Annotated in this window: 15 protein-coding genes; 9 read left to right on the forward strand and 6 right to left on the reverse strand. The window is 68.8% G+C overall.

The annotated features are described in order from the left end of the window. Positions 1–27 precede the first annotated feature (27 nt). The gene (locus NDI79_RS06550) at positions 28–2,319 is read right to left on the reverse strand and encodes a DUF6789 family protein (RefSeq protein ID WP_310927679.1); all 2,292 of its coding nucleotides are present in this window, start codon (positions 2,317–2,319) and stop codon (positions 28–30) included. A 201-nt stretch (positions 2,320–2,520) separates the two neighbouring features. Between NDI79_RS06550 and coxB the strand changes: the two genes are divergently transcribed. The 4 genes from coxB (at position 2,521) to NDI79_RS06570 (ending at position 6,767) form a co-directional block, all read left to right on the forward strand. After that, a complete protein-coding gene (gene coxB, locus NDI79_RS06555; protein ID WP_310927680.1) occupies positions 2,521–3,492 on the forward strand; it encodes a cytochrome c oxidase subunit II in 972 nt (323 codons plus the stop codon). Positions 3,493–3,693: 201 nt separating this feature from the next. Continuing rightward, positions 3,694–4,461, forward strand: coding sequence for a rod-determining factor RdfA (rdfA, locus tag NDI79_RS06560; RefSeq protein WP_310927681.1), 768 nt, complete (start codon positions 3,694–3,696; stop codon positions 4,459–4,461). Continuing rightward, complete coding sequence (locus NDI79_RS06565) at positions 4,458–6,245, forward strand: archaea-specific SMC-related protein (RefSeq protein WP_310927682.1); 1,788 nt, start codon at positions 4,458–4,460, stop codon at positions 6,243–6,245. Before rdfA ends, NDI79_RS06565 begins: the two co-directional genes overlap by 4 nt. 186 nt (positions 6,246–6,431) lie before the next feature. After that, on the forward strand, positions 6,432–6,767 hold the full coding sequence (locus tag NDI79_RS06570; RefSeq protein WP_310927683.1) for a hypothetical protein: 336 nt from the start codon (positions 6,432–6,434) through the stop codon (positions 6,765–6,767). Positions 6,768–6,788: 21 nt separating this feature from the next. On the opposite strand, the gene NDI79_RS06575 is transcribed toward NDI79_RS06570, so the two are convergent. Next, complete coding sequence (locus NDI79_RS06575) at positions 6,789–7,958, reverse strand: glutathione-independent formaldehyde dehydrogenase (RefSeq protein WP_425499583.1); 1,170 nt, start codon at positions 7,956–7,958, stop codon at positions 6,789–6,791. Between the two features lie 209 nt (positions 7,959–8,167). Here NDI79_RS06575 and NDI79_RS06580 point away from each other — a divergent pair, with 209 nt between their 5' ends. After that, the gene (locus NDI79_RS06580; protein ID WP_310927684.1) at positions 8,168–9,274 is read left to right on the forward strand and encodes a S1C family serine protease; all 1,107 of its coding nucleotides are present in this window, start codon (positions 8,168–8,170) and stop codon (positions 9,272–9,274) included. Positions 9,275–9,338: 64 nt separating this feature from the next. Continuing rightward, entirely contained in the window at positions 9,339–9,956 is a 618-nt protein-coding gene (locus NDI79_RS06585) for a class I SAM-dependent methyltransferase (protein ID WP_310927685.1), read from the forward strand. Positions 9,957–9,986: 30 nt separating this feature from the next. Here the strand turns inward: NDI79_RS06585 and NDI79_RS06590 are convergent, their stop codons facing one another. Together NDI79_RS06590 and NDI79_RS06595 are read right to left on the reverse strand one after the other, a co-directional pair. Then, positions 9,987–11,867 carry a methyl-accepting chemotaxis protein gene (locus NDI79_RS06590; protein WP_310927686.1) on the reverse strand — a complete coding sequence of 627 codons (1,881 nt, stop codon included), beginning with the start codon at positions 11,865–11,867 and terminating at the stop codon, positions 9,987–9,989. Between the two features lie 100 nt (positions 11,868–11,967). Next, positions 11,968–12,807: a VOC family protein gene (locus NDI79_RS06595; RefSeq protein WP_310927687.1), complete on the reverse strand. Its 840-nt coding sequence runs from the start codon at positions 12,805–12,807 to the stop codon at positions 11,968–11,970. A gap of 238 nt (positions 12,808–13,045) precedes the next feature. Here NDI79_RS06595 and NDI79_RS06600 point away from each other — a divergent pair, with 238 nt between their 5' ends. Further along, the gene (locus NDI79_RS06600) at positions 13,046–13,804 is read left to right on the forward strand and encodes a glucose 1-dehydrogenase (protein ID WP_310927688.1); all 759 of its coding nucleotides are present in this window, start codon (positions 13,046–13,048) and stop codon (positions 13,802–13,804) included. 12 nt (positions 13,805–13,816) lie between these two features. On the opposite strand, the gene NDI79_RS06605 is transcribed toward NDI79_RS06600, so the two are convergent. Beyond that, the gene (locus NDI79_RS06605; protein ID WP_310927689.1) at positions 13,817–14,461 is read right to left on the reverse strand and encodes a type 1 glutamine amidotransferase; all 645 of its coding nucleotides are present in this window, start codon (positions 14,459–14,461) and stop codon (positions 13,817–13,819) included. Between the two features lie 159 nt (positions 14,462–14,620). Between NDI79_RS06605 and NDI79_RS06610 the strand changes: the two genes are divergently transcribed. Then, positions 14,621–15,259, forward strand: coding sequence for an NAD(P)-dependent oxidoreductase (locus NDI79_RS06610; protein ID WP_310927690.1), 639 nt, complete (start codon positions 14,621–14,623; stop codon positions 15,257–15,259). A gap of 45 nt (positions 15,260–15,304) precedes the next feature. On the opposite strand, the gene NDI79_RS06615 is transcribed toward NDI79_RS06610, so the two are convergent. Beyond that, on the reverse strand, positions 15,305–15,580 hold the full coding sequence (locus NDI79_RS06615) for a hypothetical protein (RefSeq protein ID WP_310927691.1): 276 nt from the start codon (positions 15,578–15,580) through the stop codon (positions 15,305–15,307). A 159-nt stretch (positions 15,581–15,739) separates the two neighbouring features. Here NDI79_RS06615 and NDI79_RS06620 point away from each other — a divergent pair, with 159 nt between their 5' ends. Further along, on the forward strand, positions 15,740–16,708 hold the full coding sequence (locus tag NDI79_RS06620; protein WP_310927692.1) for a DMT family transporter: 969 nt from the start codon (positions 15,740–15,742) through the stop codon (positions 16,706–16,708). Positions 16,709–16,731: the final 23 nt, after the last annotated feature.

The raw sequence follows: 16,731 nt of genomic DNA on the forward strand, positions 1-16,731 counted from the left end.
TCGCCGACGCGGCGCGGCTTCTCGTCGTCATTCCGAGACGTGGACGAGCGACGTTTGCAGACGGCCGCTCAGCATCTTGAACACGGTCGCCAACCCCGTTCCGTAGGCGAGGTGGGCGACGAACGCCACGAGGATGTAGCCGACGAGTTCCCAGCCGGACTGCCCGCTGTAGAACGCCACGAAGAAGCCCGGCAGCATCACCACGGCGAACACGAGGCCCGTCCTGACGAGGGGTTCCCCCGGCAGGAAGTCCGCGAACGTGACGAACAGGAGCGCCCACGTCGTCATGCCGCCGCCGAGGAAGATGAGGTAGCCGACGAGCGGACTGCCCTCGACCCCCACGAGTTCGGCGAGTTCGGCGAACGCCCCGAGTTGGAACACGCCGAGGAGGGAGCCGACGTAGAGGACGGCCGACATGAGCATCATGCCGACGAAGCCGGCGGCGGCGCCGACGACCACGTCGGTGCCGATGCCGGAGAGGTCCTCGAACGCCTTCGGACTGCCCGCGTCCGACTCCTTCTTCTGGTCGCCGACCATCTGGCTCTCCGCGGCGGGCCGCGTCTCCTCGGGCGGGGGGCTGGTGACGCCGTACTTCTCGGCGAGTCGCGCCTCGAACGCCTGCCACTCGCGGGTGAACTGCTGGGTCTTCTTCAGGTCCCACACGTCGGCGTCGCGGACGAGGTCGCCGAACCACAGCGAGTGCAGCATGTTGTACAGCCACAGGAGAACGCTGAAGCCGATGACGAACGCGCCCACGGAGGCGATGTCGTGGAGCCACTGGAATCGCGGGGGGTAGGAGGCGAACCGCCGCGGCATCCCGAGGGCGCCGAGTATCAGGAACGCCGTGAACGTGACGAACACGCCGACGGTGCTGAGCACCGCCTGCAGGCGGGCCAGTCGCCGGTCGAACATCCGTTCGGTGATGATGGGGAACCAGTAGTAGGAGGCGGCGAACATCTGGAACGGGATGATCGCCATCAGGATCATGTGGAAGTGTCCCACGACGTAGTAGGTGTCCTGATACATCACGTCGATGGGGATGGAGGCGAGGAAGACGCCCGTGATTCCCCCGATGACGAACAGACCGAGGCTCCCCGCGGAGAACAGCATCGGCGCGGTGAGTCGGATGTCGCCCTTCCACATCGTCGTCAGCCAGTTGAACACCTTGATTGCGCTGGGGACGGCGATGGCGATGGAGACGATCATAAAGGAGGTGAGAAGCCGCGGGTCCATCCCCGTCGTGAACATGTGGTGCGCCCAGACGCCGAACGACATCACGCCGATGGCGAGCGTCGAGTAGACGACGAACTTGAACCCGAACAGCTTCCGCCCCGAGAACTTCGGGAGGATGGTGCTCATCAGCCCCGTCGCGGGTAGGAAAATAATGTACACCTCGGGGTGGCCGAAGAACCAAAAGAGGTTCTGATAGAGGATGGAACCGCCCGCCTCGACGGCGTAGAAGGAGGTGCCGAAGTTGCGGTCGAGAAGCAGCATGAGGATGGCGCTCCCGAGAAGCGGGAACGCGAAGAGGATGATACCGCTCGTCGTCAGCATCGACCACGTGAAGATGTCGAAATCGCCGATGTCGACGTCCGGACCCCGCTTCATGAAGATGGTGACGATGAAGTTTATCGCCCCCATCATCGTCGAGAGTCCGGAGAGATGCAAGCCCAGCAGCATGAAGTCTATCTGCGGGTTCGCCAACTGCGTCGATAACGGGGTGTACAGCGTCCACCCCGTCGCCGGCGGGGCTAAGATGTAGAGTATCTCCAGCATCGACCGCGGGAGTCCGAGGCCGAGAACCCGCGCGATGACCTCCGTGATGAGGCCGCCGCGGACAAGAAGCAACGAGGGCGGGAGGAGCCAGAAGGCGATGGCGTTGATGCGCGGGAACGCCAGGTCGTCGGCGCCGACGAAGAGGGGGAGAAAGTAGTTCGCCATGCCGAAGAACACCGGGGTGACGAAGAAGAACAGCATCGTCAGCCCGTGCGTCGTGAACAGGGCGTTGTACGTCTCCTCGGACCACACGTCGACGGCGGGCGTCAGCAGTTCGGTCCGAATCATCATCGAGTCGACGCCGCCCCACAGGGCCGCCACGGTCCCGAAGACGAGGTAGAGGAGGCCGATGTCCTTGTGGTCAACGGTCGTCACCCACCGGAGGAGGTTCGCCTTCTTCTCGCGTTCTTCCGTCTCGTCGCCGCGGACGTGGCCCCCGTCCGCGAGGATGGTCCGCGAGAGGTTCCGGAACGACCCGAACCGCGCGCGGAGGACGATCCCGACGACGAGACACGCCACGAACGCGTACGGGGCGACGCTCACGGAGAACTCCGAAGAGCGAACGGTTCGACTGCGTAGTTCATATCGTCTTCGAGAATGGTCGTCCCTCGATTAAATCTACTCCCCGACCGGCCGAAAGATTCAACCTCCGGACCCCACAGACACGTCTCCGAGTCGGACAGTCAGTCGCCGCGTCCGGTGGGCCCACCAGAGTTTAGTTCATATCTCTCGGAGTTGTACTCAATGGACCGGACGCGCGCGCGCCTCGGCGGGTTCCTCGCTCTCGTCGTCGCCTTTCTCGCCCTCGCGACGACGCCCGCGGCGGCCCAATCCGTCAACAAGGCGCTCATCAACAACCTCAACCGCAAACTGCTGTACGTCGCCCTGCCGCTGATGATGTCCGTCGAGTTCATCATCTTTTACACCATCTATCGCTACCGGAACAACGACGACCCGGCGCCGACCGAGGAGAACCGCCGACTCGAAATCACCTGGACCGTCGTCACCGCCATCATCCTCGCGTTCGTCGGCATCGCCTCGATGGTGGTGCTGGCGAACCCGTACATCTCTCCCGTCGTCGCCGCAGACAACGGCCCGCAGGAGGGCGGGACGAACCAGTACCTCCAGGGGGCGGTCCAACCCGACGACCCGAACGCCGTCGAAATCGAGGCGCTCGCCTACCAGTGGGGCTGGGAGTTCCGGTACGCGGGCGAGGAGAACGTGACGACGAAGAAGAAACTGGTCATCCCGAAGGATAGGGACGTCTACATCCACGTCAGTTCCAAGGACGTGATACACGCCTTCTACTCGCCGAAACTCGGGCTGAAGCAGGACGCCATGCCCGGCGCGTACGCCACCATCCGGACGAAAGCGACCGAAGAGGGCGTCTACCCGTTCTACTGCGCGGAGTTCTGCGGCTCCGGCCACGCCCGGATGGGCGGCGACGTGGTCGTCGTCTCTAACGACGAGTACCGGTCATGGGTGCGAGAACAGCGGAACCGCAACGCCACCGCGTCGGCGGTGGCCGACGCGAAGGACGGAGCGGGGTCGGGCGACGATACGAATCTACTCGGAAACGCCACCACAGAGACGGGTGACGACGCGAATCTGCTCGACAACGCCACGAACGGGTCTGAAGACGACACTGCGACGTCGGGTCCGAATCCGAGACTGCGCGCCGGCGACGCCACCGACCCGACGGTCCGGAGCGCGTAGCCGCGACCGCGGGCTCTCACCTCTCTCCTTCCTCTTCGACCGCGACCGGAGAACGGCGGTCCGAAGCTGACAACCACTAAGGGGTTGTCTCTCTATCACTCTCCTCGGCGACCGACAACGCCTTAGCGGTTGTCGGAGGCGAGACGGGTCCCTGGACGGAGTCTTTTACCGCGACGGAGTCCAACGGGCCTCCACGAACCGATGTGTAAAGTAGACGTCGCGGCCGACCGATTCGACCTGAACGCGCCGACGGCGCGGTACGACTCCCTCGACGCCTACCTCCTCGCGCGGTGGACGGGGGCCGACGGCGCGGAGAGCGAGGGGTACAAGTCGCTGACGGACTGGTTCAACCGCCGCCTGCTGAAGCGCGTCTACGAACTGGAGGGCCGCGACGCGACGAGCGTGCGCGCCGAGAGCGAGTACGAGGCGCTCACCGGCGAGGACGACGTGCGCCGGGACGAGGTGGCCGCCGACCTGCGCGCCGACGGCATCGACGCCGAGGAACTCCGGCGCGCGATGGTGTCGTGGAGCACGATGCGTAGACACCTCAACGGCTGTCTCGACGGCGAGAAACCCGAGCGGACGGCGACGACCGACTGGGAGCGAGAGAGCGTCCGCGTCGCCGCCGACCGCGTCCGCGAGAAGGTGCGCTCGGCGCTCACGTCGTTGGTCGGCAAGGGTCGACTCGCCGACGGCGAGGGCGTCGGCGTCGACGTGCAGGTGAAACTCTCCTGTCCGGAGTGTCCCGCGCGCGTCCCCCTCGAAGACGCCCTCGACCGGGGGTACGTCTGCCGCGAGCATGCGGCCGGCGTCGACGACGCCGTCGCGGACGTCGAGGTGCCCGCCGGTGGGAACTCGGAGTCGTCGCGCGGCCTCGTTCCGTTCGGCGCGGCGTCGTTCCTCGGTGCGTCGCTCGCCGAGGAGGCCGCCGTCGCCCTCCAGGCGCTCCTCGCTCTCGCCGCCGTATGAGTTGGCGACTCGCCGTCGAGAACGTCGCCGGCATCCGCCGCGGGGAGGCGACGCTCGAACCCGGCCTCAACGCCGTCCGCGCGAGCAACTGGCAGGGGAAATCAAGTTTCCTTAGCGCCATCGGGACGGTGCTCGGGGCCGAGTCGACGCTCACGGAGGGGGAGTCGGAGGGTTGCGTCTCCCTGCGAACCGACGAGGGTGAGGAGTACGAAGTCCGACTCCGCCGCCGAGGCGAGACGGTCGTCGCCGAGGGGTCGCCGTACCTGACCGACGACGCCGACCGCGTCTGTCTCGACCTGTTCGCCCTCCTCGACGAGGGCAACGAGGTCCGGCGCGCCGTGCGGGAGGGCGCTGACCTCGGACCGATTCTCACCCGCCCGCTGGACTTCGAGGACATCGACGAGCGAATCGACGAGCACCGGCGCGAACGCGACGCCGTCGACGACGACCTGTCCGCCGTCGACGCCGCGGCCGACCGCGTCCCGGTGCTCCGAACCCGCGCGGACGAACTCGAATCCGACCTCGCCGACCTCAGAGAGGCGCGCGAGGGCGTCGCCGCCGACGGCGACGAGGGCCTCCGCGAGGACCTCTCGACGGCCGAGGCCGAACGCGGCCGAGTCCGCGACCGGCGGGAGCGTCTGTCGGACACGGTCGACCGCGTCGAGGAGCGACTCGCGGAGCGTCGAGAGGAACTCGCGTCGCTCCCGGCGGTCGACGAGGGGGACGACGAGACACCCGAGGAGGAACTCTCGGCGGTCCGCGAGCGACACCGTCGCCGCGAACGCGACGCCGAACTCCTCCGCTCGGTGTACGAGGCGAACCGGCGCGTCGTCGAGGAGGACCGCCTCGACCTGCTGACGGACGTGACGCGCGGCGTCGAGGCCGACTCGCTCGACTGTTGGGTCTGCGGGCGGGAGACGACCGCCGAGAGCGTCGACGAGCGGTTGGCGGCGCTGGCCGACCGCATCCGGTCGCTCGAATCGGAGTCGGAGTCGCTGGCCGAAAGAGCCGACGAACTGGAGGCCGCGCGGGAGGAACGCGCCCGCGTCCGCCGCCGCCGGTCGGAACTCCGAGCGGAGGTCAGAGACCTCGAAGAGCGCCTCGCCGACGCAGAGCGCCGGTTGGCGGAGACGGACTCGGAGGCAGAGCGACTCGACGAGCGAATCGAGCGCCTCCGCTCGTCGCTGTCGGCGTCGACGGAGCGCGCGACGGACGTCGAGAGCGACCTGAAGTACACGGAGGCGCGCCTCGAAGACGCCCGCGAGGAACTCGCCGAGGCGGAGGCGGCCGCCGACCGGCGCGAGGAACTCCGAGAACAGCGCGAGCGGTTGACCGCCGAACTCGCGGACCTCCGACGCCGGAAGGCGGCGGTGAGGCGGCGGACGCGCGAGGCGTTCGACCGGACCATCGAGGAGGTGGCGGGGCTGTTCGAGACGAGTTTCGAGACGGCGCGCCTCACGAGCGACTTCGAACTCGTGGTCGCCCGCGACGGCCGCGAGGTGCCCACCTCGGCGCTGAGCGAGGGCGAGGTGGAACTGCTCGGCATCGCGGCGGCGGTGGCCGGCCACCGCGCCTACGACGTGGGAGAACGCGTCCCCGTCGTGACGCTCGACCGACTGGGCGGCATCGCCGACGACAACCTCGGCCGCCTGACGGAGTACCTCCTCGACCGCTCGGAGTACCTCGTCACCACCGCTTACCCCGAGCACTCCTCGGTGACGGGACACGAAGTCGACCCGGCGGAGTGGCGCGTCGTCTCCGACCGACCGGAGACGTCGCACTGACCGCGGGCCAGGCCTACCGTCCGCCCGGACGGAGGGTCGGTATCGGCCGACCGGCCCGCCGCGGACCGTCGGCCTCCCGTCGCCGCGACCCGGCCGTCGCCCGCTTGGGCGCGAATCCGAAGATACCGCTCCGCATCTCCGATGGTTGGGAACGCTTATGGTGTTTTGCTCGCATCTGTCGGTAGCATGGATTCAGATGGTGACGACGTCTCGGTGACGATGGAGATTACGGGGTCGTACGACGAGGTGCTGTCGAAGCTTTACGCCGAAGAGGAGGGCCGGCCGGGGCTCGAACCGCTGATGGAGGACGTCGACATCCTCCTCGACACGCTCGACCGGATGGAGGAGGGGACGCGTTCGGCCATCGCGGACAGACTGCCCGAGGAGATGACCGTCGACTACGACGCGGAGGCCGTCGTCGACCTGCTGCAGGTGCTCAAGCGCTACGACCTCGTCACGCTCGAAGGCAACACGTGGAAACCCGGGCCGAAGGCGGAGCGCCCGGACAGCCGACAGCGATAGTTCGACCCCGCTCGCGTCCCGCTACGGCTTCAGGAGAACCTTCGTGACGCCCTCTTCGCGTTCGTCGAACCGCTCGTACATCTCCGGCGCCTTCTCCAGCGGTTCCACGTGCGAGACGATGAAGCCCGGTTCCGCGCGACCCTGCTCTATCATGTTCCGCAGGCGGCGGTCGTAGCGCTTCACGTCGCACTGGCCGGTGCCGACGCGGAGTCCGCTCTCGAACAGTTTCCCGAAGTCGACGCTGAGTTCGCCCGGTTCCTGCACGTGTTCGGGCGGGTTCGGGTCCGACGAGAAGTAGACGCCGACGACGCCGACTTTCCCCGTCGGGCGGACGGTGCCGATGAGGTCGTTGATGACCTGCGAGGGGTTCTCCCGCGACTTGTCGTAGGCGCCCTCGCCGTGGCTGTGCCGGCCGCCGTCGATGGCCTGGTAGCCGACGGCGTCGACGCCCTTGTCGACTTTCCCGCCGTGCATCTCGGGGATGACCTCGGTGGGGTCCTCCTCCTCGAAGTTCACCGTCGTCGCGTCGCAGTACTCCTCGGCGAGTTCGAGGCGGCTCTCCACCCGGTCGACGAGGTATATCTCGGAGGCGCCCTTCAGTTTCGCGCTGTAGGCGGCCATCAGACCGACCGGACCGCCGCCGAAGACGACGACGGACTCCCCGGAGCGCAGGTCGGCGAGTTCACAGCCGTGCCACCCCGTCGGGAACACGTCGGCGAGCATGATGAAGTCCTCCTCGTGTTCGTCGCCGTCGGGGAGGGGCAGGGCGTTGAAGTCGGCGTGCGGGACGCGCACCTTCTCGGCCTGTCCGCCCTGATACGACCCCATCATCGCGTAGCCGTAGACGCCGCCGGGCGTGTCGGAGTCGACGTTCTCGCAGAACGCGGTGTAGTTGTCGACGCAGTTGCGGCAGTGACCGCAGGCGACGTTGAACGGGAGGACGACCCGGTCGCCGGGTTCGAAGCTCTCGACGCCCTCGCCGACCTCCTCGATGACGCCCATGATCTCGTGGCCGAACGCGCGGCCCTCGTCGATGGTCGTCCGACCCTCGTACATGTGGAGGTCAGACCCGCAGATGGCCGTCGTCGTGATGTCGACGACGGCGTCGTTCGGCCCCTCCAGTTCGGGGTCGTCTATCTCCTCGACCGACATCTCGTGCGGTCCGCGGTAAATTGTAGCGTCGATAGGCATGAGAGAATCCGTTTCGTTCGAGCGTCGAGACGTAGTTAGGGCCTCTGCCTTCATGCACAAGCACCGCCGCAGTCCGGCGATTATCTCCGGTTCTCGGCGCCGGCGAACGACCGTACTCTCCGATTCGTGTCCGTTCATCCGACGACGCGGCCGCGGAGACCTGAACGGCCGTTGTCACTATGTGGTGCGCTCGGCTACACGTCACCGTCATGCCATCCGACTCACCGACCCGGCGACGGATGCTCCGCGGCGCGGGCGTCGCCCTCGCCGCGGCGTTCGCGGGATGCGGGGGAGCGCAGTCATCGGCCACCGAGTCGTCCGCGCCCGCGTCGGCGTCGACGGAGGGGGCGACGCCGACGTCGACGTCGACCGAACCGGCCTCGGCCGAACCCGCGACGTCGACGGAGTCCGAGGCCGAGGGCGAGTACACCGAGGTCTATCGGAACGTCATCGATTCGGTCGTTCTGATACAGGTGTCCTCCGGCGGGCAGGGGTCGGGGTTCGTCTACCGCGACAACTTCGTCGTCACGAACGCCCACGTCGTCGGCGACGCCTCGGACGTGCAGGTCCGCTTCACCGACGGCGAGTGGCGCGCGGCGTCCGTCGTCGGCGTCGACCCCTCCGCCGACCTCGCGGTGGTGCGGGTGGAGGACATCCCCGACGACGCGGAACCGCTCCCGATGGTCGACGAGCAACCGGCCATCGGGACGGAGGTGGTCGCCATCGGCAACCCGTACGGTCTCGAAGGCTCGGTCACCTCCGGACTCGTCAGCGGCGTCAACCGCCTCATCCCGGCACCGAACGGCTACAGAATCCCCGACGCCATCCAGACCGGCGCGCCGGTCAACCCCGGCAACTCGGGCGGGCCGCTCGTCACCCTCCACGGGGCGGTGGTCGGCGTCATCAACTCCGGCGGCGGCGAGAACCTCGCGTTCGCCATCTCGGCGGCGCTGGTGAAGCGCGTCGTGCCGGCGCTCGTCGAGGACGGCGAGTACCGCCACGCGTACATGGGCGCCGGGCTTCGGACCGTGACCCCGGACATCGCCGAACAGTTGGGGCTCTCCGAACCCCGCGGCGTGGTCGTCACCGACGTACTGGACGACGGCCCGTCCGACAACGCCCTGCAGGCGGGCGACGTCGTCGTCAGCGTCGGCGGTCGACGGGTCGACAGCCGACAGCAACTCGCCTCCTACCTCGCCCTGCGGGCGTCGCCCGGCGACTCGATTCGCGTCACGGTGCTCCGCGACGGCCGGCGACAGCGAGTCGAGTTCACGCTGGGCACGCGTCCGCGGCAACCGGACACGACCTCGCGGTGAGGCCCGCGCCGCCGACGCGACGGATTCCGGGGAGGCTTTACTCCCCGGCGCCCTCCCCCCGCCCGTGCAACCGGACGACAACCGTCGCGGGTGGGCCGAGCGCTCGGGGGACTTCTCGCCGGCCTACTACGCCGAAATCGGGCCGAACGAGGTGAGCGAGACGCTCGCCGCCGTCTTCGAGCACTACGTCGACGAGGACGCCGCGATACTGGAGGTCGGCTGTAGCTCCGGCCGCCACCTCGCGCACCTGCTCGACCGGGGGTACGAGAACCTCACCGGCGTCGACATCAACGAGGACGCCTTCGAAGTGATGGCCGAGCACTACCCCGAACTCGCGGAGACGGGGGCGTTCCGCGCCGGCGCCATCGAGGACGTGGTCGCCGAGTTCGACGACGACGCCTTCGACGTGGTGTACTCCGTCGAGACGCTCCAGCACGTCCACCCCGACGAGACGTGGGTGTTCGAGGAGCTGATTCGGGTCACCTCCGACCTCCTGATAACCGCCGAGAACGAGGGCAACAGCCCGCAACGCGGCCGCGACGGCGCCGAGGTGAGCTACGTCAACGACGACTTTCCCCTGTTCCACAGAAACTGGAAGCGGGTGTTCTCCGACCTCGGCCTCGCCCAACTCCTCTCGGAACCAGGCAAGCGCGACACGGTCCGCGTGTTCCGCGCGCTCTGAACGCCCGAACAGAATCGCGAGGCCCGAGAATCAGGGCGACCCGCTGGGAGTCGCCGTTCGGCCCGCCCTGGTCGCTCCGGTCCGGGTTTCGATTCCCGACTCGGTCCCGGTCCCCGTTTCCGTCTCGCAGGTGAACGCGTCGAGTCGACGCTTTAGGTCCGCCGTCTGTTCGGTCAGGCGGTCGAGCCGCGACCGGACCTCCGAGATGGTCGCCACCCCGCTCTCGGCCCGGTCCGCGAGCGACTCGCTCCGTTCGGCGATGGTCCGGGAGCGCTCGGCCACGCGTTCGATGGCTCCGACGACTTCCTCGGTCGACCGGGCGCCGTCGTCGGTCGCCGCGGCGACCGTCTCCACCGACGCGTCGACGCCCTCGACCGTCTCCGAGAGCGCCGCGAACGCGTCGCCCGCGTCGGCCATGGTCGCCTTCCCGTCCCCGATGCAGGCTCTGGTCCGAGCCATCTCCTCCTGCACGCGCGCGACGTCCGCCACCGTTCGGGCGACGGTCTCCTCGATGGACGACGAGTGGTCGCGCGTCTCGTCGGCGAGGGTCTTGACCTCCTCGGCGACGACGGCGAACCCGGCGCCCGCCTCGTCGGCGCGGGCCGCCTCGATGTTGGCGTTCAGCGCCAGCATGTTCGTCTGCTCGGCGACGTCCTCGATGAGGTCGGTGCTCTCCGCGACGCCGTCCATCCGCCGGTCGAGCGACTCGACCAACTCCGCGAGTTCGTCGACGCTCCGTTCGATCTGTCCCATGGCCTCGACGGCCTCTTCGGCGGTCTGCGTCCCTCCCTCGGCGGCGTCGGCCGCGTGACCGGCCTCCTGAGAGACCTGGTCGGCGTTCGCGGCTATCTCCTCGATGGTCGCCGACAGGGTGGTGAGTTCGTCGGTCGCGGATTCGAGCGTCTCCGCCTGCTCGCGGATGTCTGTCGCGAACTCGCGGGTGTCGGTCGCCTGGTCTCGTTGCGTCCGTTCGAGCGTCTCGGCGTCCTCGTACACCGACCGGGTCGTCCCCTCGACCGTCGAGGCGAACGCCCGGATGTCGACGACCGTCGACGAGAGTTCCCGCCGCATCCCGTCGAACGCGTCGCCGATTTCCGCGATGGCCTCGATGTCCGTCTCGGCGGGTCCCTCGGCGGTGAAGTCGCCCGCGGAGACGGCGTCCATCGCGTCCGCGAGTTCGTCCGCGCGCAGCAGCAGTCGCTCGTTCAGTCGCTCCACCTCCGCCCGCGCCTCCTCGCTGTCCCGGACGTTCCGAATCTGCGCTCTGGTCTCCTCGCGGGAGCGCTCGATGGAGAACCAGTTCGCCACCAGCGCCGCCGACAGGGCGAGGAGGAACGTCGCGTGGACGAGCGCCCAGCCCATCGGTCGGGCGACCGCGTCGGGGTGGTTGTAGACGACTTCCGGATACGACATGCCGAAGGCGGCGTGCTCGACGGCGACGTAGCCGACGCCCGTCGCGAACGGAAGCCAGTCCTCGTACACCGCGATGATACCGACGACGACGAAGAAGTGGAAGTGCGCCTCGATGAACCCCCCCGAGAAGTACACGAGCACCGCCGACGACGTCATCAGTCCGACGGACACCACCGCGGTGCGGATGCGCCGCGGGAGCACCGGCAGCGCCGACAGGAGCGTCAGCGCGACGATGGCGCCGACGCCCGCGAAGAGGTGCGCCTCCGGGACGGCCGTGAACGTCGCACCCGTGACGTAGGGTTCGGTCCCGGTGTAGCTTCCCAGCGCGAAGAGGAAGGGCACGTGCGCCGCGAGTATCAGTACGATGTTCCGGTGACGGGCGCGCCAGGACTCCTCCGGGATGGAGTCCCCCCGCGGGATGTATCTAACAACGTCTCTCCCCTTACGCACCCACTGCCTCGGCGACGGAAGCCACGCTTCCGATGTCGGAGTGGACATACTGCGATAATCGTTTTATGCTACATATATGTGGGCTTCAAATAATCGTAGTTGATAATACTATTCCCGGCTGATCGCACCGTTCGACCCCATCCCGCCGCTATTCGGCGCGGAACCGAACGGCGACTCCGCTCGGGTCGGTCACCTCGAACCCGTCGTCGCGTTCGGCGACCGAAACGCCCGCTGCCGCGAGTCCCCGCCGGACCGCCGTCAGCGCGTCCCCGTCGGGGAGGAGGAACTCGAACCACGCCACGCCGCGCCCGCCCGCCGGCCGCGTCCGCCCGTTCCAGACGTTCACGCCGAGGTGGTGGTGGTAGTCGCCCGCCGCGAGGAACAGCGCCGAGGGCGACTCTGACTGCACCCCCAGACCGAGCGTGTCCGCGTAGAACGACCGCGACGCCGGCAGCGACGTCGCCTCTAAGTGGATGTGCCCCACCGTCGTCCCGGACGGGGCGGCCGCGGCGCCGTCCGACGCCGAGAGGAGGTCGTCGAGGTCCAGCGGGGCCGTTCCCATGTTTATCGTCCCGTCCTCGTCCCGGGGCCACTCCGCCCGCGGCCGGTCGGCGTAGATCTCGACGCCGTTGCCCTCCGGGTCCGAGAGGTAGAGCGCCTCGCTCACGTCGTGGTCGGAGGCCCCGCTCGGTTCCGACCGGTCGCGGACCCGTTCGAGCGCGGCGCCCAACGCGGCGCGGGAGGGGACTCTGAACGCGGTGTGGAACAGTCCGGCTTCGTCGTCGTTTCGGGGCGGGGCGTCGTCGTCCCGCCGCAGGACGAGCAGCGCCGTCCCGTCGACGCCCAGCGTCGCCCTCTCCTCCGTCTCCGTCAGCACCGACAGGCCGACGACGTCGCGGTAGAACGCCGTCGTCGCCGCTATGTCGGCCACGGTCAGCGCGGTTCGACCGATTCGCGCGGCGTCGGGAACGAGGGGGGTTCGTGTCATTCGCGGCTCTCGTCCGGGAGTTCGTCGCTCTCGGGTATATACCTCAGCGAACGCGAGGCTCACCACGTAACCCCGATGTCACCGGCCGCACGGAACGGTTCGCTCGGCGTCGATTGTGACGGACGGCCCCGCGTCCGGTCGTTCCGCTCGCCGCAGAAACTCCAGAGCAGAACAAATAATGGTTATCTTCTCCGGTATCTAACATTCTGGAAGTGACGCGCTGTCACTGGTGAACTCAATGAACGGAATAAGCGGCAAAGTCGCACTCGTAACGGGTGCGGGGTCGGGTATCGGACGGGCGACAGCGGTGGCCTTCGGCGAGGCGGGGGCGACGGTGGCCGCCGCGGACGTCGACGAGGCGGCGGCGACGGAGACGGCGCGACTGGTCGAGGAGGCCGGCGGGGAGGCGGCGGCGTTCCACGTCGACGTGAGCGACGAGGACAGCGTCGCGGCGCTGGTAGAGTCGGTCGTGGACCGCTTCGGCGGTCTGGACTTCGCGCACAACAACGCGGGCATCGAGGGCGAGGGCGGTCCGGTGGCCGAGCAGACCCTCGAAAACTGGGACCGCGTCATCGACGTGAACCTCCGCGGGGTGTTCCTCGGCATGAAACACGAGATTCCGAGAATCCGCGAACGCGGCGGCGGCGCCATCGTGAACACGGCGTCCGTCGCGGGCCTCGTCGGCGCCGCCGGTCTCTCGCCGTACTACGCGTCGAAACACGGCGTCGTCGGCCTGACGAAGTCCGCCGCGGCCGAGGTGGCCGAGGACGGTATCCGCGTCAACGCCGTCTGCCCCGGCGTCGTCGACACGCCGATGGTCGGGCGCTTCACCGAGGGGAACGAGGAGGCGATGACCGCGCTGGTCGAACCGCAGGCGATGAAGCGGCCCGCGGACCCGGCCGAAATCGCGGCGGCGGTGGTGTGGCTCTGCGCCGACGACTCCTCGTTCGTCACCGGCGTCCCCCTCCCCGTCGACGGCGGCTACGTGGCGCAGTGAGCGACGATTCGCTCACGCCGTCTTTTCTTCCCGACAGAACCGCGCGAAGTTCGCCAGCGTCCGCGTCGCCGTCGACTCGTCGAACGAGCGCTCGCCGTTCTCCCAGACGGCGTCGTACTCCGGCCGGATGGCGGGCGTGAACTCAGGGTGGTACTGGACGGTCCACACCGGATGCTCGCGGTGGCGCGTGGCGAAGTGGTCGTTGTAGTCTGTCGCGCCGACGGTCTCCATCCCTTCGCCGGGGTCGGTCACGAGGTCCGAGTGGAGGACGGGAACCACGGGTTCGACCCCCTCGAACAGCGGGATGTCGGCGAGCGACGCCTCCACGAGTCGGTTTCGGAACTCCCCGCTATCGACGACGGTCCCGCCGAGGGCCGCGTTCACGAGTTGGTGTCCGAAGCAGATGCCGAGGAGCGGGATTTCCTCCGCTACGACCGTCTCCACGAACCGCTTCTGTCTCCCGATCCACGGCTGGTCGGGTTCGTCGTAGACGCCGCACCCGCTTCCGCCGAGGACGACGCCGTCGACGCCGTCGAGTGACGGGTCCGACGTCCCGTTCGGGTAGCCGTGCATCTCCGCGTCGTCGCCCGGGAGGAGGCGGGCGACTTCGCCGGCCATGTGCCCGCCCTCCACCGCGTTGTCCACTACCAGTATCACGTCGTCCGACGGTTCGGCGCCGAGCGTCTTACCCCCTCGGGTCCGGTTTCGCCCCCATACCCCGTCCCTCGCCGCCCACCCGTCGACGATAACGCCGGTGTGACCTGGTAACGCGTGCGTTCGCTGAGGTATATCTCGGTCGCCCGCCTTCACCACATCGTGAAGGTACTCTTGCTCGGCGCGAGCGGACGAATCGGACGGCGAATCGCGAGCGAACTCCTCGACCGCGGGCACGCGGTGACCGGCGTCTCCCGCGGCGGGACCGTCGAGGAAATCGACGACCCTGCGTTCACCTCCCTCGCGGGCGACGCCACCGACGCGGACGCTCTGACGAAACTCCTCGCGGGACACGACGCGGTGGCCTCCGCGCTCGGTCCGAGCGGCGAGGAGTCGCCGGACGCCCTCGTCGCGATGATGACGGCGGTGGTCGAGGCGATGCGCCGGGCGTCGGTCGACCGACTCGTCTGGACCGGCGGCGCCGGCATCCTGCGGGTCGGCCCGGAGACGCGACTCGTCGACAGCGAGGAGTTCCCCGAGGAGTGGAAGCCGGTCGCCCGCGCCGCCGTCGAGGCGTACGACGTCCTCGAAGCGGCCGAGGACCTGCGGTGGACGTACCTCGCGCCCGCCGCCCTCATCGAACCCGGCGAGCGGACCGGCGAGTACCGGACGGCGACGGGCGAACTCGTCGCCGACGAGGAGGGCGACAGCCGCATCTCGATGGAGGACTTCGCCGTGGCGTTCGTCGACGAACTGGAGTCGGGCGAGGGGGTCCACGCGAAACTCGGGGTCGGCTACTGACGGACCGGAGGGACCGCCTTCGCGGGCGTCGGAACGCGGCGGTTCTCACTCCCGCCGGCCCCGGTAGAGGTAGACGAAGACGGCGACGGGAACGCCGGCGACGACCGCGTAGTGCCACTCGCCCGCGAAGACGCGCGGCGCCCAGAGGACGAGGAGGACGACGAACCCGACGAGGGTGCCGACGACGGCCCCGCCCTTCGCGTCCCCGAAGTACTCCGTGGCGGCGCCGACGAGGGCGAAGAGGACCACCGCGGCCGCCGCGACCGCAACCTCGTCGAACGAGGAGAGGAGACCGTGTCCGGGGTCGAAGAAACTGGGCACGCGCCGACGGACGCCGCGCGAGGCTTTGGCTCCTTCTCACGGGGCCGAGAACGTCGTCTCGGGAGACGCTTCAACCCGTTCTCGACGGGCGGTGACCCGCACGCGACGGTCGACCGCGAACCGTACGACTCACGGTGTCCGCTCCCACACGCGTACCCGATGGACCGAGACCGGTTACTGGCGGCCGCGCCGCTCCTCGCGGCGGCCCTCTGGGGCGGGATGTACGTGGTCAGCAAGTGGGGGTTCCGCGAGGTTCCGCCGCTCACGCTCGTCTTCCTTCGCGTCGCACTCGGCGCCGGAGCGCTCTACGCGGTCGTTCGGCTCACCACCCCGGAGCGGTCGTTCTCCCGGCGGGACTGGCGACGGCTCGCCGGACTCGCGGCGTGGCTCACGGCGGCGCTCTCGACGCAGTTCGTCGGGACGGACCTGACGAACGCGAGTCAGGGGGCGCTGCTGACGGTGCTGACCCCCGTGTTCATGGTCGCTCTCGGGGTGACCGCCCTCGACGAACGCCTCTCGCGGCGGAAGCTGCTCGGAACCGCGCTCGCTCTGGTCGGAACGCTCGTCGTCCTCGCCGGCCGGTACGACCCGACCGCCGTCGCCGGCGGCGGACTCGCCGGCGTCGGCCTGCTGCTGTTCTCGGCGTTCGCCTTCGCCGGCTTCTCCGTGTTCGGAAAGCCTCTCATCGAGCGCTACTCCGCGCTGGAGACGGTGACGTACGCGACGCTCCTGTCGGTCCCCATGTTCGGCGCCCTGGTCCCGTTGGAGTGGTTTCTCGACCCGGGCGCCTTCGCCTCCGTCGCGGTGACCCCGACGCTCGTCGCCGCGGTTCTCTACCTCGGACTGCTGAGCACGGCGGCGGCGTGGTACTGCTGGTACAAGGGGATGGAGTACGCCGACGCGAGTTCGGTCGCCGTGTTCTTCTTCGCCCAACCCGTCGTCGGCGTCCTGCTGGGGGCCGTCGTCCTCGGCGAACGCGTCGGCGTCGAGATTCTCATCGGCGGAGCGCTCCTCGTCGCCGGCGTCTACGTCGTGAACCGCGCCGGGGAGTCCGGGGACGCGGGCGGGGCGGAGGAGGCGGACGCGGGGGCAGAGGCGTCACGAACGCGGCCCGCGCGCTCCGAGTAGTCGCGGCGGCCCCGACGCTTATT

Source organism: Halogeometricum sp. S3BR5-2, from assembly GCF_031624635.1.
GTDB lineage: Archaea > Halobacteriota > Halobacteria > Halobacteriales > Haloferacaceae > Halogeometricum > Halogeometricum luteum.

Bases quoted from the DNA above. Each gene is read 5' to 3' on its own strand.
- coxB (WP_310927680.1), top strand. From the start codon at position 2,521: ATGGACCGGACGCGCGCGCGCCTCGGCGGGTTCCTCGCTCTCGTCGTC.
- NDI79_RS06575 (WP_425499583.1), bottom strand. From the start codon at position 7,958: ATGCCTATCGACGCTACAATTTACCGCGGACCGCACGAGATGTCGGTC.
- NDI79_RS06590 (WP_310927686.1), bottom strand. From the start codon at position 11,867: ATGTCCACTCCGACATCGGAAGCGTGGCTTCCGTCGCCGAGGCAGTGG.
- NDI79_RS06600 (WP_310927688.1), top strand. From the start codon at position 13,046: ATGAACGGAATAAGCGGCAAAGTCGCACTCGTAACGGGTGCGGGGTCG.
- NDI79_RS06565 (WP_310927682.1), top strand. From the start codon at position 4,458: ATGAGTTGGCGACTCGCCGTCGAGAACGTCGCCGGCATCCGCCGCGGG.
- NDI79_RS06580 (WP_310927684.1), top strand. From the start codon at position 8,168: ATGCCATCCGACTCACCGACCCGGCGACGGATGCTCCGCGGCGCGGGC.
- NDI79_RS06570 (WP_310927683.1), top strand. From the start codon at position 6,432: ATGGATTCAGATGGTGACGACGTCTCGGTGACGATGGAGATTACGGGG.
- NDI79_RS06620 (WP_310927692.1), top strand. From the start codon at position 15,740: ATGGACCGAGACCGGTTACTGGCGGCCGCGCCGCTCCTCGCGGCGGCC.
- rdfA (WP_310927681.1), top strand. From the start codon at position 3,694: ATGTGTAAAGTAGACGTCGCGGCCGACCGATTCGACCTGAACGCGCCG.
- NDI79_RS06595 (WP_310927687.1), bottom strand. From the start codon at position 12,807: ATGACACGAACCCCCCTCGTTCCCGACGCCGCGCGAATCGGTCGAACC.